Source organism: Litorilituus lipolyticus (assembly GCF_006439335.1).
Taxonomy (GTDB): domain Bacteria; phylum Pseudomonadota; class Gammaproteobacteria; order Enterobacterales; family Alteromonadaceae; genus Colwellia; species Colwellia lipolytica.
The window spans coordinates 47,779-69,899 of sequence record NZ_SAWY01000036.1; the positions used below are offsets into that span (position 1 = coordinate 47,779).

Annotated in this window: 22 protein-coding genes and 1 pseudogene; 15 read left to right on the forward strand and 8 right to left on the reverse strand. The window is 34.5% G+C overall.

Annotation, left to right across the window (positions count from 1 at the left end; genetic code table 11):
• Window positions 1-12 precede the first annotated feature (12 nt).
• From EPA86_RS13715 to EPA86_RS13745, 7 genes are all read left to right on the forward strand, one after another.
• The gene (locus tag EPA86_RS13715) at window positions 13-753 is read left to right on the forward strand and encodes an ABC transporter ATP-binding protein (protein WP_140604548.1); all 741 of its coding nucleotides are present in this window, start codon (window positions 13-15) and stop codon (window positions 751-753) included.
• On the forward strand, window positions 753-2,072 hold the full coding sequence (locus EPA86_RS13720) for a hypothetical protein (protein WP_140604550.1): 1,320 nt from the start codon (window positions 753-755) through the stop codon (window positions 2,070-2,072). The genes EPA86_RS13715 and EPA86_RS13720 overlap by 1 nt, the downstream gene beginning before the upstream one ends.
• Before the next feature lie 49 nt (window positions 2,073-2,121).
• Window positions 2,122-3,066, forward strand: coding sequence for an HlyD family secretion protein (locus EPA86_RS13725; protein ID WP_425462574.1), 945 nt, complete (start codon window positions 2,122-2,124; stop codon window positions 3,064-3,066).
• Window positions 3,067-3,077: 11 nt separating this feature from the next.
• Window positions 3,078-4,004: an ABC transporter ATP-binding protein gene (locus tag EPA86_RS13730; protein WP_140604554.1), complete on the forward strand. Its 927-nt coding sequence runs from the start codon at window positions 3,078-3,080 to the stop codon at window positions 4,002-4,004.
• Window positions 4,001-5,146: an ABC transporter permease gene (locus tag EPA86_RS13735; protein WP_140604556.1), complete on the forward strand. Its 1,146-nt coding sequence runs from the start codon at window positions 4,001-4,003 to the stop codon at window positions 5,144-5,146. Before EPA86_RS13730 ends, EPA86_RS13735 begins: the two co-directional genes overlap by 4 nt.
• 107 nt (window positions 5,147-5,253) lie before the next feature.
• Window positions 5,254-6,000 carry a substrate-binding periplasmic protein gene (locus tag EPA86_RS13740; protein ID WP_140604558.1) on the forward strand — a complete coding sequence of 249 codons (747 nt, stop codon included), beginning with the start codon at window positions 5,254-5,256 and terminating at the stop codon, window positions 5,998-6,000.
• Between the two features lie 360 nt (window positions 6,001-6,360).
• A complete protein-coding gene (locus EPA86_RS13745) occupies window positions 6,361-7,233 on the forward strand; it encodes a GIY-YIG nuclease family protein (RefSeq protein WP_140604560.1) in 873 nt (290 codons plus the stop codon).
• Window positions 7,234-7,304: 71 nt separating this feature from the next.
• Here the strand turns inward: EPA86_RS13745 and dcm are convergent, their stop codons facing one another.
• Both dcm and EPA86_RS18475 read right to left on the reverse strand, forming a co-directional pair.
• Window positions 7,305-9,551, reverse strand: coding sequence for a DNA (cytosine-5-)-methyltransferase (gene dcm, locus EPA86_RS18495; protein ID WP_342777401.1), 2,247 nt, complete (start codon window positions 9,549-9,551; stop codon window positions 7,305-7,307).
• Window positions 9,552-9,614: 63 nt separating this feature from the next.
• Window positions 9,615-10,259: pseudogene (locus EPA86_RS18475) on the reverse strand (DNA methyltransferase); the annotation flags it as partial.
• Between the two features lie 119 nt (window positions 10,260-10,378).
• On the opposite strand from EPA86_RS18475, the gene EPA86_RS13755 reads away from it, so the two are divergent.
• Window positions 10,379-11,878: an McrB family protein gene (locus EPA86_RS13755; RefSeq protein WP_140604564.1), complete on the forward strand. Its 1,500-nt coding sequence runs from the start codon at window positions 10,379-10,381 to the stop codon at window positions 11,876-11,878.
• A 2-nt stretch (window positions 11,879-11,880) separates the two neighbouring features.
• The gene (locus EPA86_RS13760) at window positions 11,881-13,380 is read left to right on the forward strand and encodes a nuclease domain-containing protein (protein WP_140604566.1); all 1,500 of its coding nucleotides are present in this window, start codon (window positions 11,881-11,883) and stop codon (window positions 13,378-13,380) included.
• Window positions 13,381-13,450: 70 nt separating this feature from the next.
• Here the strand turns inward: EPA86_RS13760 and EPA86_RS13765 are convergent, their stop codons facing one another.
• The gene (locus EPA86_RS13765; RefSeq protein ID WP_140604568.1) at window positions 13,451-14,464 is read right to left on the reverse strand and encodes a hypothetical protein; all 1,014 of its coding nucleotides are present in this window, start codon (window positions 14,462-14,464) and stop codon (window positions 13,451-13,453) included.
• Window positions 14,465-14,641: 177 nt separating this feature from the next.
• Between EPA86_RS13765 and EPA86_RS13770 the strand changes: the two genes are divergently transcribed.
• From EPA86_RS13770 to mobF, 6 genes are all read left to right on the forward strand, one after another.
• Window positions 14,642-14,947, forward strand: coding sequence for a hypothetical protein (locus tag EPA86_RS13770; RefSeq protein ID WP_140604571.1), 306 nt, complete (start codon window positions 14,642-14,644; stop codon window positions 14,945-14,947).
• A gap of 104 nt (window positions 14,948-15,051) precedes the next feature.
• A complete protein-coding gene (locus EPA86_RS13775; protein WP_140604573.1) occupies window positions 15,052-15,333 on the forward strand; it encodes a hypothetical protein in 282 nt (93 codons plus the stop codon).
• The gene (locus EPA86_RS13780) at window positions 15,330-15,710 is read left to right on the forward strand and encodes a hypothetical protein (protein WP_140604575.1); all 381 of its coding nucleotides are present in this window, start codon (window positions 15,330-15,332) and stop codon (window positions 15,708-15,710) included. Before EPA86_RS13775 ends, EPA86_RS13780 begins: the two co-directional genes overlap by 4 nt.
• Window positions 15,697-17,031 (forward strand): type IV secretion system DNA-binding domain-containing protein, encoded by a 1,335-nt coding sequence (locus tag EPA86_RS13785; protein WP_170309660.1) that lies wholly within the window; start codon window positions 15,697-15,699, stop codon window positions 17,029-17,031. Before EPA86_RS13780 ends, EPA86_RS13785 begins: the two co-directional genes overlap by 14 nt.
• On the forward strand, window positions 17,031-17,273 hold the full coding sequence (locus tag EPA86_RS13790; RefSeq protein WP_140604579.1) for a hypothetical protein: 243 nt from the start codon (window positions 17,031-17,033) through the stop codon (window positions 17,271-17,273). Before EPA86_RS13785 ends, EPA86_RS13790 begins: the two co-directional genes overlap by 1 nt.
• Complete coding sequence (gene mobF, locus EPA86_RS13795; protein ID WP_140604581.1) at window positions 17,273-19,765, forward strand: MobF family relaxase; 2,493 nt, start codon at window positions 17,273-17,275, stop codon at window positions 19,763-19,765. The genes EPA86_RS13790 and mobF overlap by 1 nt, the downstream gene beginning before the upstream one ends.
• A 133-nt stretch (window positions 19,766-19,898) precedes the next feature.
• Here the strand turns inward: mobF and EPA86_RS13800 are convergent, their stop codons facing one another.
• The 5 genes from EPA86_RS13800 to EPA86_RS18235 all read right to left on the reverse strand — a co-directional run bounded on the left by EPA86_RS13800 (window position 19,899) and on the right by EPA86_RS18235 (window position 22,100).
• Window positions 19,899-20,393, reverse strand: coding sequence for a hypothetical protein (locus EPA86_RS13800; RefSeq protein WP_140604584.1), 495 nt, complete (start codon window positions 20,391-20,393; stop codon window positions 19,899-19,901).
• Window positions 20,394-20,575: 182 nt separating this feature from the next.
• Complete coding sequence (locus EPA86_RS13805) at window positions 20,576-21,052, reverse strand: hypothetical protein (protein ID WP_140604586.1); 477 nt, start codon at window positions 21,050-21,052, stop codon at window positions 20,576-20,578.
• Window positions 21,045-21,284, reverse strand: coding sequence for a hypothetical protein (locus tag EPA86_RS13810; RefSeq protein ID WP_140604588.1), 240 nt, complete (start codon window positions 21,282-21,284; stop codon window positions 21,045-21,047). Before EPA86_RS13810 ends, EPA86_RS13805 begins: the two co-directional genes overlap by 8 nt.
• A 9-nt stretch (window positions 21,285-21,293) precedes the next feature.
• The gene (locus EPA86_RS13815) at window positions 21,294-21,905 is read right to left on the reverse strand and encodes a hypothetical protein (protein WP_140604590.1); all 612 of its coding nucleotides are present in this window, start codon (window positions 21,903-21,905) and stop codon (window positions 21,294-21,296) included.
• Between the two features lie 36 nt (window positions 21,906-21,941).
• A complete protein-coding gene (locus EPA86_RS18235) occupies window positions 21,942-22,100 on the reverse strand; it encodes a hypothetical protein (protein WP_170309661.1) in 159 nt (52 codons plus the stop codon).
• Between the last annotated feature and the right edge of the window lie 21 nt (window positions 22,101-22,121).

A 22,121-nucleotide genomic window follows, 5' to 3' on the forward strand; every position in this document is an offset into this window, starting at 1 on the left:
AGAGCCACCTTTATGACAACTTTAGCTCAAAATAAAAAGCCAAAAAATGATGATTCAGCTAATAGTGCGACAGTTATTGAAACGAAAGCATTATGTCGTCATTTTGGGCAAGGAGATACTTTAGTTAAAGCATTAACAAATGCCAACTTAACCATTGAAAGAGGTGAGTTTACTGCCATTATTGGCCCATCAGGATCAGGTAAGTCAACGCTGTTGCAACTCATTGGTGGACTCGATAGTCCAACAAGCGGTGACGTATTGCTTGATAACAGACACATTAGTCAGATGACGGGCTCTGAGCTTTCAGACTTTAGGCGAGATCATATTGGTTTTATCTTTCAGGCCTATAATTTGATACCTGTATTAAGTGCAAAAGAGAACATAGAATATATTATGCTACTGCAAGGTATTTCTGCCCATGAAAGAGCCAAGCGTGTCACAACCATAATGCATGCTGTTGGTCTTGAAGGTTTAGAAGATAGGCGCCCTGCTGAGCTTTCTGGTGGTCAACAACAACGTGTTGCTGTTGCAAGGGCTATGGTTTCTGAACCTAGTATTATATTGGCTGATGAACCAACGGCTAACTTAGACTCAAAAACAGGTATTGAATTACTTGATATGATGAAGACCTTAAATGAACAACAAAACATGACTTTTGTTTTTTCAACTCATGATCCTAAAATTATGGAGCGCGCAAAACGGATTATACGTTTAGTTGATGGCTGCGTTGTTGATGATGAGCGTCGTAATTAATGAGCGTAATAAGGCCATTTATTATCAGTGGATTGATACTGTTATGTAGTGATAACAGTTATGCTGAAAGTCTTACATTTAGCGGCTATTTAAAAAGCTACGCTCTCGCTCAAGACAGTTTAACCATTGAGTCAATGGATACGATAAACAACGACTATACTATTGCTGGAAATGGGCAATCTCAAAATGCTTTACGATTAATGGCATCATATATATCACCAGAGCAGGGTAATTTTGAGCTGCATTATGAAGTACAGCCTTTGTATTTTTCCAACACTGAGTTTGCTAAAAGCTCAGGTGGATTAGGTGCAACAATTAGTATTGCTAATACCCAGTATCGCTTTAAAGATTTTGATGCGCTGATGAGCGAAGTGGGCGATAACGCTGTTATTTTACAAAACCTAGATCGATTAAATTATCAATACAGTAATCAATATGGCGATTTAACCATAGGGCGACAAGTTTTATCATTTGGCTCTTCTCGGTTTATTAATCCGACAGACATATTCATTCCTTTTGTCATTCAAACCTTAAATCAAGAGTATCGAGTTGGTATTGATGCAATAAGGTATACGGCAGATATAGACGACTTTTCCATTTTAGATATGGGCGTTATTATCGGTGAAGATGGCAAGAAACAACACAGCGCTGCATTTTTACGAACAAAAAATTCTATTGCTGGTAACGATATTGAGCTTATGGCCATTGCCCTTGATGATGCATGGCTATTAGGTGGTGGTCTTGAACGTGCTATTGGCGACTTTGGTTTTTGGTTTGAAACAGCTTTTATGCGTTGGCAGCAAAAGCCAGTAGATAACAACTTAGATAATACTGTAGATAAAGATTTAACGCTTAGTCATGCCCCAACACTTTACACAGATGATTATTGGCGCACTTCTGTGGGTTCAGACTATGCGCTTAATGAAGATATTATTTTAATGCTTGAATATCATTATAATGGTGCAGGTAGCAAAGACACTTCTAAATATCATGAACTTGCTCAGCAAGCACCGTATCAACAAGCGGGTGTTTTTTTACTAGGTCAACACTACTTGATTCCGGCAGTCACTTGGCTTGCATCACCATTAATGACGGTTAATACCAGTGCCTTTTATAATATAGATGATCGCTCTATCTTTATTAATATCAGTAGCGAAACCAGTTGGTCAGATAATTTATATTCAGATTTTGGTGTATTCTTAACACATGGCGATAACCTGCAATATCAAGTTGAAAATGAACAAAATCAACTACAATTTACTTCTGAATTTGGCGCATATCCGCTAAGTATTTATGCCAGTTTAAGGTATTATTTTTAAGTCGTTGTAAAGTTAACTTAATAGTGCATAGACGAAATAAGGAATCATCGTGAAAATTTTGTTCTGTACAGTTCTCAGTTTGCTGCTGTTTGCTTGTAACCCAAGTAAACAAGTTAATGTTGCTTTGGGGACGTTAGAGCGTGATCGTATTGCACACACAGCGACAGTGAACGAAGTTATCGTCAGTTTACCTGTTTTACCTGGAAGTCAGGTATCAAAGGGCGATATTTTGGTTGTGCTAGATGATAACTTACAACAGTCATCACTAAAAAAAGCCCAAGCTGAGTTAATGCAAAGTCAAGCACATTTAGAAAAGCTCAGGCAAGGCGCAAGAGAAGAAGAAGTCGCACAAGCTAGTGCTAATGTGGAAGGAGCAAAAGCTGCATTAATTGAAAGTGAAGCTAACTACTTACGAGCAAAAAACTTAGCTAAAGATAACTTAGCTAGTGAGGCTAACTTAAATCGTGCCTTAGCTTCAAGAGATAAAAAACGCGCAACTTTACATGCGTTTGAAGAGGCTTTACGTCAATTAACCAACGGTACACGTATTGAAGATTTGCAAATGGCGGAGGCTAATTTACTTGCTACGCAAGCCACTGTTAATAGCGAACAGAAAAAGTTAGATGATTTAACAGTTCGTGCTACTCGTGATGGTATTTTAGATAATTTACCTTGGAATTTAGGAGAGCGAGTTACTCAAGGTAGCCCATTAGCCATTGTCTTAGCGGGTACATCCCCCTTTGCTCGCGTTTATATACCTGAACCTTACCGCGTTAAAGTGAATATTGGCGATACCTTAACGGTTCATGTTGATGGTTTAGCGCAAAGTATTGAAGGAAAAGTGCGCTGGATTGCTCATGAGCCGGCATTTTCGCCCTATTATGCTTTAAACCAAGATGAGCGAGCGCGCTTAATGTTTTTAGCGGAAGTTCAATTACCTGAAAGTGAACAAAGCTTACCTAATGGACTACCTGCACAAGTAGAACTGCCGTGAGTTGCTAACTGATGACTCAACTTGCAATTCAAGCTAAACAATTATCTAGGAATTTTGCCTCACTAAAAGCTATTCAATCACTTGATCTTGAAGTAGAAAAAGGCAGTATTTACGGATTTCTAGGGCCAAATGGCTGTGGTAAAACAACGGCCATTCGCTTATTAACAGGGCTATTAAAACCAAGCTCTGGTGACATTAATGTTTTAGGGTATAGCCTACCAAAAGATGCTGAGAAACTGCGCTTGAATATTGGCTATATGACTCAGAAATTTTCTCTTTATGATGATCTTACGGTGAAAGAGAATTTAAATTTTTTAGCTAAAATTTATGGTTTATCGGCAAAAGTACAAAATAAGCGCGTTAACGAGTTGCTCGCTATTTATGGCTTAGATCAAAAAGCTAACCAATTAGCGGGTAGTATGAGTGGTGGCCAACGACAACGTCTAGCCTTAGCTGGCGCAATTATTCATCAGCCAGAACTACTTTTTCTGGATGAACCTACTTCGGCGGTTGATCCAGAAAATAGAAGGGACTTTTGGGAACAACTTTTTGATCTATCTGATCAAGGCACAACTATTTTAGTTTCAACACATTATATGGATGAAGCAGAGCGTTGTCATAAACTGGCTATTTTAGAGGCAGGAATTAAACGCGCAGATGGTAGTCCGCAGCAGTTAATGAATAACATGAATGCCAATGTGGTTGAAATAGTCGCTGATAATTTAAGACAATTAAAACAGGAATTATTAAGTTTTCCGCAAGTGATCTCTGCGGCGCAGTTAGGAGCAAGGTTACGTGTATTGGTAAATAATACTATTACAGAGCCAAAAGCTTTTTTAATGCAGCACCCGATGATAAATAACAATGATGAGTTAACCCTAGTAAGGCCTAGCTTAGAAGATGTGTTTGTTACTTGTACGGGTGAGGGTCGACAATGATTTCTTTATTGCGTGTGCGGGCGATATTCTCTAAAGAATTAACGCAATTAAAGCGCGATAGAATGACCTTTGGCATGGTTATTATGATCCCGCTTATTCAATTGATGCTGTTTGGTTTTGCTATTAATACCAATATTAGAAATATCCCTGTTGGCGTGGTGGATCAGAGCCAATCTGGTTTAAGTCGAGTATTAGTGCAAACAGTAAGTGCTACTCAAGTAGTTGACTTTGTTGAAAGTTATCATGACATTCAACAAGCGGAGCTGGCTATTGCTAGTGCAAAAGTAAGGGCGGTACTCATTATTCCTGATGATGTTAGTCAGCGCTTAGTTCGCCATGCAAGTGTTGGTTTAGCCTCTCCCCCATCAAGCGATCAAGAAACAAGTCGGCCAATAGCTCAATGGCTTGTTGATGGCTCTGATACTATGATTGCAGGCGCGATAAAAAGCTTACGATCTATGCCATTAACTGAATTGTTGAGCAAACCAAGCAACAGGCAAACGCCTACATTTGAAGTAGCGCTACTCTATAACCCCGAACAAAGAACGGTAGTGAATATTGTTCCAGGCTTGGTTGGCGTAATTTTAACTATGACTATGATAATGTTTACCTCTGCGGCCATTGTTCGTGAGCGAGAGCGAGGTAATTTAGAGATGCTTATTACCACGCCTGTGCGTTCATATGAGCTGATGTTAGGTAAAATAATTCCTTATATCTTTATCGGTTTAGTTCAAGTCGCTATTATTCTTGGTTTAGGTTATTACGTTTTTAATGTGCCAATAAATGGCAGTTTATGGCAATTGGCTGGCGCGACTTTACTATTCATTGCTGCAAGTTTAGTACTTGGTTTGGTGATTTCAACAATAGCTAAAAATCAATTACAAGCGATGCAAATGACGGTATTTGTTTTGTTGCCGTCAATTCTACTTTCTGGCTTTATGTTTCCTTATGAAGGTATGCCCGTGGTTGCACAATATATTGCCGAAGTGCTGCCAGCTACTCACTTTATGCGTTTAATTCGCGGGGTAGTATTGCGAGATGTTGAAGTAATTATGATGCAATTTGATATGTACTGGCTGATCGGTTTTACTTTGTTGGGCTTACTGATTTCTTCATTACGCTTTAAGAAAAACTTAGATTAGTCGTTATTTTTATAGTTTTGTGCGGTGATCCTTTCAGAATTATGTCTATACTGAAAATTATTCCTCAACTTAACTTTGTGGTCGACAACCTTATGTCGTAAGTACCTATGTATTTTAAAAAGTTTATTTGGCTATTTTGTTTATTCTTTAGTTGGCTAAGCCATGCTAATGACTATCACCTAAATATTAATACCGAGGTGATGGTGCCATATAATTTTTATAATGAAAGTAATGATATCGTTGGCATCAATGTAGACATTGTCAAAGCCATATTAAAGCGAACGAATATTAACGCGACATTTAATTTATACCCTTGGGTTCGCTCATATAAATTAACCCTAAATGAAGCTAATGCAGGTTTAATTTCAACCGCTAGAACTCCTGAACGAGAAAAGCTTTTTAAATGGGTTGGGCCCTTGGCCTCGGGTAAAGGTTTTTTGTACCAGTTAAGTTCACGCAATGATATTCATGTTAATTCAATCGAAGATGCTAAGCAGTATTTGGTTGCAGTGGTTCGAGGTGATGTTTACCAAAAGCTATTTCAAGATTTAGGTTTTGAGTTAAACAAAAACCTCATTTTATTTAGTTATAATGCTGAATATACCAAGCCATTTTTAGCAGGAAAAGTCGACTTAATACTTGGTTCAGATATTGTCCTACCCTATATTTTATCTGAAAATGGAAGTGATATTTCAGCGGTAAAACCTGTAATCAAAATTCCAGATACACAAGGCAATTATTTAGCATTAAATAGTAATGTGCCAGATGCAGTGGTAGATAAGTTAAACAAAGCATTAATAGAGTTGAAAACTCAACAAGAGTATCAGCAAATTATTAATCGTTATAGAAAGTAACCAAGTTTAAAAATGGCCCACCCTGCAGGAGTCGAACCTGCGGCCTCGCCCTCCGGAGGGCGAAAGCTGGGAGCCTATATATAAGCCATTTATCAAACAAACCCTGATCAGCTAGGGTTGAAAGGTAATTACGAGAAAGTATATATAACTACAAGTAACTACCTCAGTGTCCCAGTATAGTCCCAAAAGTTTACTTTTAAAACAGTTGTGGCATTTTGTGATAGCCAAACAATACTAGATTTGCTGCGTCATTTTAATTTGATAAGCAAAAGGGTAGTTAAGCCTATATTTAAATATCTAGAATATTGTTACGATATAGCTTGTTAGCTCTAATAATTTATTAAAAAGATTGATACTTATATGGCCTTGGGCAGAACAATAAAGATATATCTAGAAGACGGTTCCGTTTCAGGTATAAAGCATGCTGAAATTGTAAATTGGACAGGTCAAGCAATTTCATGCCCGCGTCTACAAGTAAAAAGACTTAATAGTTGGGCAGAATCTCAAAAACCGGGCGTATATTTTTTATATGGGATAAATGAGAGCACCGGAAAATCTGCTGTTTATATTGGAGAGGCTGAAAATGTTTATGAAAGGTTACAGAACCATTTAGCTAAAAAAGATTTTTGGAACGAAGTTGTCTTCTTTACTAGCAAGGATGAAAATTTAACAAAAGCACACGTCAAGCATCTCGAAGCTAGTTTGGTTTCAGAGGCTAAAATTGCGAACCGGCTAGATATTCTTAATGCGAATACCCCTCAAAAACCAGCTTTACCTATAAGTGAACAATCCTCTATGGAAGAATATTTTAATAATTTAAAAATATTGCTTGGAGTATTAGGCCATAAAACGCTTGAGTCTTTAACAAAACAGTCTAAAGACACAGAAAGTGATAATTTAAATATTTCTAAATCAAGTCTTCGATTAGAGATTAGTAACATCAAGGCTAAGGCATTACTAAGCGATGAAGGGTTTATTGTTTTAAAAGGCTCTCAGGGAGCATTAACAGTTAGGAAAAGTTTATCAAATGGTTATAAAAAATTTCGCAAACAACTCATAGAAAACCAGATATTAAATGAAGTAAATGGGCTTTTTGTTTTTTCTCAAGATTGTTTGTTTACAAGCCCATCACAAGCAGCTGCCATTCTAGTTGGTTATGCCATTAATGGCCGAAAACATTGGATTTATGAAAGTGGTGAGTCATTAAAAGAACGGGAAATGATCGTTTCGTAAAACTAACAAAAGAGCCAAAATAACTTCATTAATTAAGGCTCGATTGTGAAAGCTAGTTCAGATAACAAAGGCTATCCAAAAGAATTAGCTATTTGTTTCTCTATTTCTTCTTTGGATTGCTGACCAATATCTTTGTGTAATTGTTCTGCTATTTTTATTTGTTTAGCTAACTGCTCAGCTAGCAGAGGCGAAACAGCATTGCCTATTTGTTTTCCTATAGTTGTAATACCGCCAATGAAAATAAAATCATCAGGGAAGGATTGAATTCTAGCAGCCTCTCTCGGTGTAATTGTTCGGTTGCTTTCAGGATGCACTATTCTACCTACTGAAGGAGTGTTAATTCTTGTTGTTAATGTATACGCAGGTTTATCTTTTTCCATTCGCCCCCATGAACCACTATGAACAGATTTAGTTTGCATATGTTCGGGTAAATCAGATTGCTTTTTACCGTTATTAATCATTTTAAGCTTGTTAATAGTTTCTTTGCTGTGTATTGAGGCTTTATGATTGTGTATGACATTTTGCGAATGAGCGCCTAATTTTAACTGATATTCAGAATATTTAGGGTGCTTATCTTTTACGAGCAGATCCGAACCTTCAGAGCTTTCAATCTTAGGTAAATCGCTAATAGCATCCCAAACAGAAACAAAGCTATTTGCATCATGAGTTTCATTGGGAATTAATTTGCTAGGAGCAATATCTTTATTCGTTCCAAAAAAGAAAGCTCTTTTACGTAATTGTGGAACGCCATAGTTTGCAGCTAATAAAACTTTAGAATCGAGTTTATATCCTATAGAGTCAAACAGGCGATAAATCTCATCTTTTACTTGTCCATTATTATAATTCAAAATACCTTCTACATTTTCAATTATAAAATAGGATGGTCGTAAATCTTTGACAAAACGGAAAAACTCCATAAATAATTCATTTCGTTCATCGAATTTTCCTTCGAAACTTTTTCGAATTCGGTTACCTGACATAGAGAAACCTTGACACGGAGGCCCACCAATAATTACATCACATTTAATATTTCTTTCTTTAAAGTCCTCTATAACTGCACTAGTGGGTAGCTTTCTAATATCTACATTGTGAATATTTGTTTCAGGGTGGTTTTTTTTATATGTAGCAACAATTTCTTTGTCAAATTCAACAGCTGAGGCTACTACATAGCCAGATTTTTTAAATCCTGTTGAAAATCCTCCTGCTCCAGAGAATAAATCTAAAACACCAAGAGGTTGATTACATAGTTGAACCTTATTCTTCCAGAAAAACTCATCTCCTTCTGAAAAGTAAGTAAATTCTTTGTTTAAAAGAGCTTCAACGTCTATGACTTTGCCGTCTTTGTCGATGAAAGCATGATTTAAAATTATTTGCGGTATCAAGTACTCATAGAGTTCGGCTGCACTGCATTTTTCATGCTTTCTTAGATACTCTGTAGTTAGACTTTTTATTAAGTTATATGCATCAGGGTGATGCTCGAAAGAAGTTTCTATTGGCTTTGAAACTTTCATGAAATTATAAATAAAATCACCTTTCAGCGTATTGTTTTTATTAATACCTTGTGTACCAGATGAAACAGCTTGTGGTTGCATAACTACGTTTACTAATTGAAAGCCATTTCTGAGTAATGGTTCAACAATCGCTTTCCAAACTTTTAAATCCCTATTGTGAAAAGAGAAAGAAATATATTTTCCTTTTTTTAGTACTCTGTTGAGTTCTCTAAATACCCCATTCATACCTTCTTCAAAACTATCAATTTTTTTACTTCGAAATGAATCAATAATTATCTCATTACTATAGTCAGGCTCAAATCCTAACCATGAATTCCATAAATGACTTAACCCAAGATAGGCAATACTTTCACCATAAGGTGGATCAGTCCAAATGTAATCAATAGATTCATCTTCTATTTGTGATAAATACTTTGAGTCTTGGTTAAAAGTTTTCACAAACCTAGAGTCTATCTGTGTAGTTTCGCTTTTGCCTTTCAAAATAGCTTTATAGCGTAACTTTATACACTCAAATACGTTTCTTTCTGTATGAGTTTTAGGAACCCAAAATTTACTAATTACCCAGCCAGATTTATAGGAGGCTGTTTTGACATCACCGGGTAACATACGGGAGCAATTTGGTAGTGCCGAAGAAAATACAAAAAGTAATAAATCACGAATAGCTTTATCTTGTATTTTATTAAACTCTTCAATGAACGATGAAAGTATAACTAACGCTCGTTTTGAAAATAATTCGTCAATCCTTTCATTTCCGCTTCGTTTTACATATTGGAGTACTTTATCTATAGGAAATGACTTGTTTTTCATTAGTTTATGAAAGTTCGCCTCAATATATGATATTAAGGCAATATCATTTTCATCTGATATTTTAATTACTTTCTTACAATTTGAGCAATTAAGTCTAATGGTGCTGATAATTTTTTCTTCCCAAACTAAAGAAGAAAATTCAACTGTTGAGTTACAGTTGGGGCATGCAGAGTTGTAATATGATCTATATTGTTCATATAGCTTATCGTAGATTTTTTCAAAGCTAACTTGAAACTCTGCTATGTTAACTTTGTTAATTGTATTATCTACAATAAACTTACTCATAGGGTTAAGGTCTACGCCAATTACTTGTCTTTCAAGTTTGGCGGCTTCAATTATTGTTACACCACTTCCCATAAAAGGGTCTAATATTTTATCGCCTTTTTTTGTATGAGTTGCCAAATATTCTGACACTACATTATGTGGTTTTCTTCCCCAATATTTATGCATTAAATAATGTGCGGGATGGGCTTTGGGCTTTATTGCTCTAGATATAGGTAATGTATGCTCAGATGGGATATGTTTATTCTCTAGTGTCGTTTTTAAGCCCAAAACTTCGTCTTTACAATATAAACGATGATTTCTTTCATTTCTAAATGAAGTGATTTTACCTTCAAGCTCCCATCTTTTGATGGTTGCCTCTGACTTGCTTAAAATTCCGGCTACTTCACTCGTTTTTATCAAAGTTTTATTATTATTCATACGTCTCTTCTTATTAAATGCCGCTCACTTTATTGTACACTTAGAAGCCTAAATAATACTAGATAAATATACATATATATTTGATAATAATTGCAACTAATTAACGCATATACGAAATTATTTAGATGAATATTCAAGAACACTGTTTAGATAAAAACTTCTATTTTGAAGACGATACTTTATATAACTTTCATTGTTGTTTACAAACAAAGCCTTTTACTATTCTTTATGGACCATCAGGTACAGGGAAGTCGAAAATAGCAGAACTATATGCGGATTTTATTTGTGATAAAAATGCTTTGGATTTGAATGAACATTTATGTTTTGTTCCTGTCAGACCAAATTGGACGTCACCATCGGACTTGATGGGATTTTATGATTATCTAAATGATCAATTTGTACCATCAGACTTTTATAACTTTATGGTAAAGGCCGAGGCTGACGAAGATAACCCATATTTTTTAATATTGGATGAAATGAATTTATCCGTCGTTGAGCATTATTTTTCGGATTTCTTGGCTTGTTTGGAATCCAGAAGGTTAGTTGGTGCTGTAGATCATGATTTAGAAAATTGGGAAAGTGAAGTTAGCGATACTTCGCCAAAGACGGCCAGCCAAGCAGCAATTACTGCTTTTTTTGATCTAGTAGATAATGGTCATTTAATACTTACAGAACCTTTTGACCGAACTATTTTAAGGGACCACCCTATTATGCAACAATGGGTAAAAGATCATTCAAAATACCCTCATACCAAAGATCAGGGATTTCTAACTCTTTTCAAGTCTGAATTTAATCAAAAAGTAACAGGTGGGACTACCCCAAAAAGGCTGGCAGGCAAATTCTTTCAATATCTAGGCCCTAATCAAGCACAACTCGCCACAACTAGAAATTATGATTTAAGTGATTTAACAACAGGTATTGTTCAATCATTACTTAAGCAGTCTAAAAAAATAGAACAGCATCCTCTTGAGATATATAAAAATGCCAATGAGGTGAAGTCGATGCCTATTCCTTTGAACCTTTATATTATTGGCACAATTAACATGGATGAATCAACACACGCACTTAGTAGCAAGGTGTTAGATAGAGCAAATACCATAGAGATGAATAATGTATCAATAGATATTTTAAACACTCAGGTTGTTCAAGATGGAACCCTGAAAGTTGATAATTTAAATCATATTTTTTCAAAAATAAAAACATTACCAACTATAAACAGTGCAAAAGCACTTAATCAAAACAAACCTGAACTTATTGAGTTGATATATTCAATTAATGATGGGTTAAATCAGTACAGAACAAATATGGGGCATAGGTCAATATTTGAAATCACTCATTATATTAATAACTATATCGCAGAATGCGGCGATGAAAGCTTAGCTGAAGAAGCGCTAGATCTTCAGTTTTGTCAAAAATTAATACCTAAATTAATGGGCGCAGATGAGAGAGTTGAACTAAGTATCTTGCATACTGTAGCAGCTCTAACAGAGGGGGCTTTAAATAACCCTGATCATATTTTAACCGCAGATATGACCCAATATAACTACTCAAAAACATTAGATAAGCTACAAAGAATGTATAAGTATTACACTCAAAATGGCTTTGTTAATTTTGCGAATGTGTGATTATGACGTTTAGAGTAGTTGATATTAAAAGCGATCAAGATATCCACTTTATCAACAATGAATTTGTAATAGAGGAAAATAAAAAATATAAGATTATTGATGAATTTGCTTCATTAAAACCAGAAGAATTCATCACTATTGGAGAGTGGCTTTCCCCTAATCTTGCGACTCTGACGAGTACAAATAAGGTCGCGGTATTTCGATTAAAAAATATTGATATTAGAGTTACCTCTAAACTTGGTGATGACTTCTTTAATAAAATAAAATCAGAAATAGCCGCAATTGAAAAGCAATTGTTAATATCTTCAAATGGTTTATCTGAAACCTTGGCTCTATCCCATGGTACTTTTTTAGAGGATGTTGCTATTTCTCTTTTGCAAAAGTCTTGGAACAATGGAAAAGCTCATACTTCACTTCGGATATTATTTGAAGCTCCCCGATTTGGGTTTTTCAATAAGAATATAGTAAAAAATTTACGAAAAGGTGATGTTTTAACCGATATTGACTTCCAGTATTTGAAATCTGCTAACTCCTTTGTGACCCATAATGGACGTGCAACACCAGCAACATTTACTAGTGTTGTTAGAGCACAGACGAGTGATGTTTTAGAAATGCGCTTTATTAAATTCTTCTTATTATTTTGTTTTAATTTATTAGAGAGGCGTATATCTAGGTTCAAATCTGAAGCTTTAGAATTAAATAAAAAAATTGATAATTTACAAACTAAAGAACCTGTAGATACCCAGAAGGTCTTGTTATTAACTCAAAACCTTAATGTGTTGAATTCCAAGTATGCCGAACTCAAAAAAATCAAATTAAAGGTAAATGTGTTTCTGCGAAAGAGTGTATTAAAAGAGGTTAAATTTTCAGGCCATTTGGATTTTACATCATTAAAATTACACAATAACTTTCATCTTAAGTACTTACTTAATTTATATCTAAATATGCGCAAATCCTTTGAGCCGATTAGTAGTGATAATTTGGTCTATTTGGATATAAACTCTTTAGAGAATCTTTATGAGTATTATTGCTTTATTCGTTTATTAAGGGATTTTGGTGTTTCATCTGAATCTATTAAAAATTTGATTACAAGAGATAAATCTGGTTGGGTTATTGATAAATCCCTCCCTATAGCGATTGGTAATCATTCAGGCTTTACTTTTACACTCTATTTCAAAATGATTTTTAGCGGTGGTAAAGGTAGCTATTCACAAAACTATGATCCTGACTATACGATTGTTTTAACAACTATTGATGGTGATGAAACATACCTTAATTTAGATGCTAAGTATAAGCATAATAAGGGTAAAGTAAAAAAAGAAGATATTGATAAAATGCATACCTATGCGCATGCGATTAAAAAATCAGTTGGATCAGTGGTTTTATTTCCGGGTAAAAGTAATACTGAATATGACTGTCTCGACTCGAAGATTGGCGCGTTATATTGTAACCCCAATAAGCAACAAAACCTAAAAGATTCACTACTGGCATTATTCTTTTAACATTTCGACTGATACGGCATTCGAGTAAGACAATTCATTAATTTTTAGATCAACTCGGAGTTCCTAAATATTAATCGACTAATATTTGTAATGAAGAATTGTTATCAAAGTATGTCTTCGCATGTGCAAATTCTTCTAGTACTTTAAAGGGATCTGATATTTTAAGATCAAACCAACATTTCTTTGGTATGCCATAATGCTTTTCTATGACGTCTAAATCATTATGTACGAAGCAACAACAAGCCAAATCGTGATAGTTACCCAAATATTTAGATTCAATATATGAATGGGCAATATTCAAGCATGAGAAAATTTCTGACCCAAAGAAAGGATTTTCTTCAAGTTTATCTTCTGTTCTTATGCAATTAAAAATATGTTGAAATTGGCGAAAGCGAGTAGATGCTGATCTCATCATCTGTGCCTCTGGGTTATTGTACTCGTCTAAATCTCGATATAATCTTTCAGCCATTTTAGTATCAATTTTACCTTCCTTAACACTTTCATTAATGACGTAAGAAATACATTCAAAATAAGCTTGTATAGCACCTCTAAAATTCACGGTTTCAAGCACTCTGAATATTAGTGATGGCCCATCTTCAAATTTAGACAAGCTCTCAGGAAACAGCTCAACCATTTCTTTCAAAATAGGAACATTTTCAGACTTTGCTCTTGAAGGGTCTTGACGCGCACTACTATAGTTCCCCCATGTTTTGTTCTCAAAATATCCTTTGTAGGTAATTATGATATTTTCTTCATCATCTTCCTCTTCATCTATATCTATTATTTTTTTTGTTTTTATCAATATAGCTTTATCACCTCGAACTTCTTTTTCTTTCTTACGAAGATATACGCCGAATTCTTCAATAGAAGCACCATCACGTCTTTTAATTTTGAGGTTTTTTTTGGCTTCTTTAATATCACTCAATAATGTATTTTGTTCTTCTCTAGTTGATGAACACTTTTTATCTAACTGCTCTTGTAGTGCTATTTCAGCCTTTTCAATAGCCTGTTTATCAGCACCACGGGTCATGTATTTGTACCAACTGTATGTCTTTATCTTCAAAAATGATGTTTTCTTAGCCACAACTTAATCTCCTTTATTTAGTAGTACTATATTAACCCAAAATGTGAACGCCTTCATTTGTGACTTTTTTGATAAAACTTAACATTCCAATAAGTTGTGAGCTTTTTCTGAGTTTTTTGCAAATCAAAGCAAATCAAATTTAATCAATAATAACCTCAAATAACGAATGAGGTTCATATGAAAAACACGAAATTAATAGATAGGAATGAATTAGCAGTAATGCTGCGAACATCCCCTGAAAATATTTCAAATCAAATCTACCGAGGGAATCAAGGTATTAACATTCCTTTTAGCACCAAAATAGGAGCCAGAAGATTCTGGCAACTTGAAACTGTAGCTTGTTGGTTGAAAGAACAGGAAGATGCACAACGGGAGTTAACTAAGCAGTTAGCTGAAGACAAGCGCCAATCTAGCGCTGCCAATGATTTGTTATACAGACCCCAGAATCCTCGTGGTATTCATTTAATTAAAAAGAAACAGTAAACATATGAGACTAAAAGCTTCGTGTGAATACACTACCGAATACAAATTTAAAAATACTAATGGCTATAAGCCTTATTTTACCTACTGAATACAAGGAATACATAATGACAACACAAGTAATTACAACAAGATTTCCCAGAAAAGATGCTGAAGATCTTAAATATTATGCCGAGTTAAATAATCTTACTACTGCTGAAATGGTAAGACTGGCCTGCAAAACATATACAGCAACAGAGCAACAAAAAATAGTGCTTCAACAGCTTCAGAATAACATAACCAAGAACGTGTTTATTATGTTAAATGCAACTATCAACCTAACAAATGAAGACAGGAAGGATGCTGCAAGAGCAATAAATTTAGAGCTAGATGGGGTGACTGTAAAATGAATAATTATATCCCCCCCTCACAAGCAAGAAGAAACTGGCTACTCATTTCACTAACATTCGTGTTTTTCTTCATTTTAATTGAAATAGTATTAATTAAGCTGTTTTGGAGTGATGATTATGGCTTGTTAGGTTCTCATATCAACTTTCTTTTATCTTCGCTAAAAGCCTTTATTTTTAACTTTTCTTCAGTAATGTTTACCGAATATGTTTTCACGTTGGAAGATCTTAAATTAAAAGAAAAGTTAAAGTTATTTGCTGTTACAACTGTTAGCTTATCTTTAATTTTTAGCGCTTTAATATCTTGGTTTTTAGTGTGGCGAAAATCGGCAAAAATTGTTGATATAAAAGTTATGGGAGGTGAAATTGTTAAATCTTAAAACAACAATTAAATCTCTAGGACTTTTTAACAAAGCAGATCCAAATGAGCTAAAGTTACACCCCTGTTTACCTTTGAATGAACATCAAGAAGAGGGAAATATATTTACATTTGGTGTGCATGGCAGTGGTAAATCGACATTAATAAAATACTTAGTTAAACAGCTACTAAATCTACCCAACAAAAAGCTTATTATTTTTGATGAAAAGAAAGAATATACCGAATATTTTTTCAAAAGAAAAAGCACTTACTTAATTGCCCCTTGGGATCGGCGTTCTTTTTATTGGGCAATTGAACTTGATCTAACGCATATAGCGCATTTTAGACAATTAGCAGAACAGTTGATCCATGTTGATGAAAAGCAACCTACATGGGGACAAGGCGCACGTGAAATATTTGTAGCGCTATTGGTCACTAGTTATGAAAAAAAAGAATTATCATGGAAGTCTATAAGTCATTGGCTTAATAAACCAATTGAGGTATGGATTGAAGAATTTGAAAACTATCATCCTGCGGCAAATAAATTTTTAACTGGCTCAAACGAAACTATTAGCAGTTATATATCAAACCTTTCTTCAAATATTGGTTGGATTCACGATCTTGCTAACATGATCAATGAAGACTCAAAGCAATTATCTTTAAAGTCTTGGTTAAATAGTTCTGATTTAAAGTTTAACTCATTAATTATTCAGTCTCATCCTCTCCACACTGAAATGATGACTAAATTAACGGGGGCAATGCTTCAATATATAACCAATTTAATATTGTCGAAGCCTGATGATCAAAAACAACAATATTGGATGATATTAGATGAGCTGGGGAATATCCCTCAGAATTCCTATTTAGCTACATGGTTATCTGTAGGAAGATCTAAAGGAACACGAACTATTGCTGGTACTCAAAGCGTATCGCAATTAAAAGAAGTTTATGGTGAAAATACAACTGAAACGATTCTGAACCTATTTAAAAATCATGTGGTTTTTCAATGTGGCGCAATAGGTAAAACTGCCGAAGTAGCATCAGAAAGTTTAGGGCAGGTTATTTTTGAAAGACCCACTCAAAGCACACAAAGTGACGGAACCATTAATTTTTCGTGGCACCGATTTACTGAAAATTTAGTCCCCCGAAATAAAATAGTAAATATCAAAAATACAAAAAAGGGTGTTAAAGGGTTTGCAAAGTTATCTGGTAATAAAAACGTATTTGAATATATTTTCCCATTCGATAAATCGAATAAAATTGCCCATGCTTCTTCCTATATTGACTCGGATGTTAAAAAGAAAAATATTAAGCGTGGTCGCATAGCTGAAAGGGGGAAGTAATGTTAACTCTGATAGCTATTAACAACACTGAATATTATAAAAATACTGTTCAGGATGATTATTATATTTCTGAAGAATCACTCGGCATATGGCATGGTGATCAAAAAGAGCAATGTAAGTTGCTTCAAAACGTCAACGTAACTGATCTTAATAATCTATTAAATTCAGAACATTCCGTATGCGGTACAGAATCATCTAATTTAAATATTAAGAGTGGACGTTTAGTTGAAGGGGGAAAATAATGCTAACCCTATCAGCTATTAACAACATTGAATATTATAAAAATATTGATCAGGATGATTATTATATTTCTGAAGAGTCTTTGGGGATCTGGCATGGTAAGTTGAAAAAACACTTTAAATTACCAGAAAATGTCAATACTACTCACTTTGATAATTTACTGAATTCAAAACACCCTTCATGTGGTAAAGAGTTATTTAACTCAAATCAAAATATTAAGCGAGTTGGCTGGGACTTAACCTTTTCTGCTCCTAAAAGTATTAGCTTACTTTGGGCTACAGCAAATGAAAAAGACAGAAATGAAATATCAGCAGCTTTACTTCAAGCGGTTAAGTACACCATTGACTACCTAGAAAAATATTTAGCAGGGATTAAAAGAGGAAAAAATGGTATTTGTAAGGAAGATGCACAGGCAATATTATCTGCATTAATAGTTCATTACACTTCGCGAGAGTTAGATCCCCAGCTTCATGTGCATACAATAATTCCGAATTGTGCAAAATCAAAATCTGGAAAGCTAATGGCACTCGATAGCAGAAAAATATATATGAACCAAAAAATTTTAGGGATTATATTCCGCTGTCAGTTCGCTAAAGAATTAATGGCTTTAGGGTACGAATTAGAAAAAGACGAAGAATCATTCCGGTGCTCTAAAATCCCTAAATATCTAGAAGCTGAGTTTTCAACCAGAGCAAATCAAATTAACAAAGTATTAAAAGACAACAATATAAAATCAAGCGCGTCAAAAGGTGGTGACTTAATAAAGCTTACCACCCGTAAGAAAAAGCAAGCTATTAAATTAAGTGATCTTTTTATCACATGGAAAAATAAAATTAACAGTATAAAAGATAGAAAAGAAGAAATTAAAGAAAAATCAGATATTCCTGAAAGTGCTATTAAACGAATTACAGCATCAAAATCAAGCTTTACTCGCCAACAATTAGAATATGAAATATTAATTGATGAAATGCTCAGTGGTAAAAATATTATTGATTTAAAACGTACTATTAATACTGAATTTGAAAGTGAAGAATTAGTTTTGATCTCAAATGGGCAATATTCAGATTATTTCACCACACAGCAAATTTTGACTTTAGAAAAAGAATTATTAGATATATTGACTGACTTGGCTAATAAACAAGAGCATGCGGCATCTGCTCAAGAGCTTTCTGACGCTATTGATCTCTTCAAACATGAAACGGGCTTCATAGCATCATATGAACAAACTAAAGCGTTAGAGCATGCTTGTTTAAGCGCTGATTTCAGTATTGTTCAAGGCTCAGCAGGCGCTGGTAAATCAACCGTAATGAGAAGTATTAACATTCTTTATAAAAAGAAAGGTAAAAAAATATTAGGGGCGACGGTTGTAAAAAAAGCAGCAAATAATTTAATGAATGAAACAGGTATACACTCCGTTACTATCGCAAAAATTCAGCATTTAATTCTCAATAATGATCAAAGTATTAAAAATATTGACGTACTAATTATTGATGAAGCGGGTCAAGTATCTACTACAGCCCTTCTGGATATTACAAAGTTTGCGTATCAAAATAACATTAAATTAATTTTAACAGGCGAAGATAAGCAATTAGATTCTATCAATTTGGGAGGTTCTTTATCTTACATTTCTGAAAAATTAGGCTGCTATAGAATAGAGAAAATTCAACGTCAAACTACCCCTTTAGGTAGAGAAATAGTTGCAAACTTTAGAGATGGCAATGCTAAAAGTGCGTTTACTAAATTAGGGCGTGAAAAGTTACTAAATTTTTCAAACTCAGCGCAAGAGTCACAAGAAAAATTAATGAGCTGCTTAGTTGAGTACATAGAAAATCCAAAAAATAAACAATACATTGTATTAGCGTCTAGATGGTCAAAGGTTGATGAAATATCTACCTTGATAAGACAGCACTTAAAATCTAAAAATGCCATAGAGAATGATGAATACACGCGTTCATGTATCGTTTCAAATCACAAATGTGAACTTGAATTTTCAGTTGGCGATACGGTTAGGTTTAGTCGCAATGATTACAAGCTTGGCGTAATTAATGGCACCACAGGAATAATTAAAAGTTTAAAAGAAATTATGGGAATTCTAAGGTTTGAAGTTTTAATGGATTCAAACCAAATTGTTTACTTCTCTGAAGAACAATATCAAGACGAAACCGGTAATTTACAATTAAGTCATGGCTATGCTTCAACAATTTATAGCGCCCAAGGAGCAACAGTTGCCGGAGACTCTTTTATTTTATGGGATTCATCTATGCATAAGTCACTAACTTATGTTGCAGGATCTAGGCATAAACAAAATAGTCAGTGGTTTTTTAACAATGCTGAAATTGAAGAGTTTAGAAAAACCAAATCACAAAGCTCATTAGATATCGTAAGTGAAATCTCATCACAAGATCGACAGAAAAAATTAGCAACTAAATTAATAGATAACATAGAACAAAAAGCAACATTGAAATTGCAGTTACCAAAATTAAGTATGGGGTGATTACCTGACATTCGGCTTTTGTCACAATCCCTCAGCTTAACAATATTTTAATACCAAATTTAGAAATAAGAGGGTATAAATTTTACAAAACTTAACTTAATAATGATTTCTAGGTTGCCTTTCAATTTGTGTATCAATCAGCACATTGCGCTTGATGCAAACTCTTTACAAAAACATCTTTTCCACCTTCCCCTGTATCCCAAACTAGGACAGTTTCCTTTATTTTTTTTCTTCCTAAAATTGTTCTGATGTCAATGCAACCAAGCCGTAGTGATTTAACTCTTAGGTGCATTTGTACAATCAAATCGCAGCCCTGAAGTGAATCAAATTGATCGACTTTTATGCCAGTATTGGGATGTAAATTTTCATACTCGTCCCCCTGACCTTTATAGGAAGTTACTCCATCGCCATCATTTGAGGTGAATCCCCCACTAGAGATAATAATTGAATCAAAGGGTTCATCAGAGCCATTCACTAAATAGAGTGATTCGTTCTTACGTGTTAGCCATAATAAGGGTTTCCTTAACTCTGCCTTTCGGGGAGTCATTGGTCCTCCAAACTTACTTTTACGTTTTTCTAAAGGGAGCCAAACAAACTCATTCTCAATAACTTTATTTATGTTCTTCATGCAATTAACTGCCTTGTATAATTCCAACTTTAATCACTGATAAATATCTATTAAACCCATTAAATAATTTCTGTCTTATACTACTGTAGATATGTGTAATCAGCTATCAATTCATATAATGCTGAAAGTGTCGGTGGTGTCATCAAACGTGTATCCACACCACGCCACCGACCGTGTGGACGTTATTCTTTTTTACAAAAATAGGTAAAGCCTGTAATTTGACGAGATAAATCATCATCTAATGATGCCAACTTTTTATTATACAAATTCTCTAGCTGTTTATTCTTCTCATCTAGAGGAAGCCTTTGAATAATTTTAGGTACTGTTTCTCGAAGCAACGCTCTTAACCAACCTCGGTGAAATAAAGGTCTAATAGTATCTAGAGGAGGATAAATTAACTGAATAAATGGCTCAGGATTTGGTTCAATATACTTTCTTCTTTCTGCTATTTTTTCACATAATTCAGCCATATCTAAATTTAACTTTAAACAGATAGCTTTAATAAACTCATTGTGAGTTTTGTGAGGCTGTTCTAAAAACTGATTTAACCTTCTTAGCCCTTTTGAGGTGTTTGCATAACCTACTTGCTCAACTAATTTGAGTTTAGTCACGCCAAGTGAGTGAAGTTTTTGCTCAAACCATTGCTTAAATTCATTCATAAGAATCTACCATTTCATCATACATTTGATTACTAAGCAGTGGTAATCCATTTTCAACCTCATAAACTCCGACTGCGGCAAACCAATTCATATAAGGGTAATCATTATGTAAATTCTTACTCATTGCATTGATACACTCTTGCAGATGATATTCATACTCATCATCTTTGTTGATGATGCAACTTCCCGCCATTCTTTTAAGACAATTAAGACTGTCGATCTGCTCACTCATTTTCACCCCTTATGATTTAAAGGTAGTTAAATAAATTTTGCTATTAGTTTGATTGTTTGGCCTTGACGACATGCTTACAACAGCAAATATTTCACTGGTAACAAAAGGCTCAATCACAGCACCAATTTTTTTAAACCATTCTATTGTTTGGCTATTTTTAGGGGCTTCAATATTGCACGTTATAGCGATTGGCGGTTTACTTTTCTTGGTCGAAAAGAATGCGCTCAAATCCTCAGCACTATCAATATCAAAAATATCTAGCTGCAAGCTTTTACTAACTTTTAAACAAGAAACATAATCGGCATAATCATGGCCAACAAGGTTTGCCAAAAACCATGATGAAGTGAGTGCGTAAAGTAATTCACTTAGTTGATTTTCATTACTCAATCGAACTTTAAAATCGTTGTTATTATTGGTAATGAAAATATCGTTACACTCTGCTGTTACTATATAATCTGCAAACTGAAAATTTGCGGTATTTTCTTTTGCTAAAAGCATACTTCCACCGTTAGTATTTAATGTGGTTAATTTCTGACAGCACTCTTGAACATCAACTAATACCTTGTCGTTACAGCTATTCGCAACTCCAATAAAAAGTGTTAAACCTGAATCTTCTTGCACTTTTAACCTCCTTCAAATGAAATCCCCTACCGCCAGTCAAATCGCAATAAGCAGTACTAACAAAGCGACAAATAAATACGACTTGGGTAATACGATCCAATTGCTTTTTCCATCATCTTTATGGAATAAGGATAATACACCGCCACAAACGATACCGAAGCCTATAACCAATAAAATAGGAAGTATTAAAGCCATAATTTCACCTTACCTTTTACT

Excerpts from the sequence above, each read along its gene's own strand:
- EPA86_RS13800 (WP_140604584.1), bottom strand. The coding sequence starts at position 20,393 with ATGAAGAACATAAATAAAGTTATTGAGAATGAGTTTGTTTGGCTCCCT.
- EPA86_RS13715 (WP_140604548.1), top strand. The coding sequence starts at position 13 with ATGACAACTTTAGCTCAAAATAAAAAGCCAAAAAATGATGATTCAGCT.
- EPA86_RS18235 (WP_170309661.1), bottom strand. The coding sequence starts at position 22,100 with ATGGCTTTAATACTTCCTATTTTATTGGTTATAGGCTTCGGTATCGTT.
- EPA86_RS13740 (WP_140604558.1), top strand. The coding sequence starts at position 5,254 with ATGTATTTTAAAAAGTTTATTTGGCTATTTTGTTTATTCTTTAGTTGG.
- mobF (WP_140604581.1), top strand. The coding sequence starts at position 17,273 with ATGCTAACCCTATCAGCTATTAACAACATTGAATATTATAAAAATATT.
- EPA86_RS13790 (WP_140604579.1), top strand. The coding sequence starts at position 17,031 with ATGTTAACTCTGATAGCTATTAACAACACTGAATATTATAAAAATACT.
- EPA86_RS13775 (WP_140604573.1), top strand. The coding sequence starts at position 15,052 with ATGACAACACAAGTAATTACAACAAGATTTCCCAGAAAAGATGCTGAA.
- EPA86_RS13770 (WP_140604571.1), top strand. The coding sequence starts at position 14,642 with ATGAAAAACACGAAATTAATAGATAGGAATGAATTAGCAGTAATGCTG.
- EPA86_RS13805 (WP_140604586.1), bottom strand. The coding sequence starts at position 21,052 with ATGAATGAATTTAAGCAATGGTTTGAGCAAAAACTTCACTCACTTGGC.
- dcm (WP_342777401.1), bottom strand. The coding sequence starts at position 9,551 with ATGAAAAACAAGTCATTTCCTATAGATAAAGTACTCCAATATGTAAAA.
- EPA86_RS13780 (WP_140604575.1), top strand. The coding sequence starts at position 15,330 with ATGAATAATTATATCCCCCCCTCACAAGCAAGAAGAAACTGGCTACTC.
- EPA86_RS13720 (WP_140604550.1), top strand. The coding sequence starts at position 753 with ATGAGCGTAATAAGGCCATTTATTATCAGTGGATTGATACTGTTATGT.
- EPA86_RS13760 (WP_140604566.1), top strand. The coding sequence starts at position 11,881 with ATGACGTTTAGAGTAGTTGATATTAAAAGCGATCAAGATATCCACTTT.
- EPA86_RS13810 (WP_140604588.1), bottom strand. The coding sequence starts at position 21,284 with ATGAGTGAGCAGATCGACAGTCTTAATTGTCTTAAAAGAATGGCGGGA.
- EPA86_RS13730 (WP_140604554.1), top strand. The coding sequence starts at position 3,078 with ATGACTCAACTTGCAATTCAAGCTAAACAATTATCTAGGAATTTTGCC.
- EPA86_RS13745 (WP_140604560.1), top strand. The coding sequence starts at position 6,361 with ATGGCCTTGGGCAGAACAATAAAGATATATCTAGAAGACGGTTCCGTT.
- EPA86_RS13755 (WP_140604564.1), top strand. The coding sequence starts at position 10,379 with ATGAATATTCAAGAACACTGTTTAGATAAAAACTTCTATTTTGAAGAC.
- EPA86_RS13735 (WP_140604556.1), top strand. The coding sequence starts at position 4,001 with ATGATTTCTTTATTGCGTGTGCGGGCGATATTCTCTAAAGAATTAACG.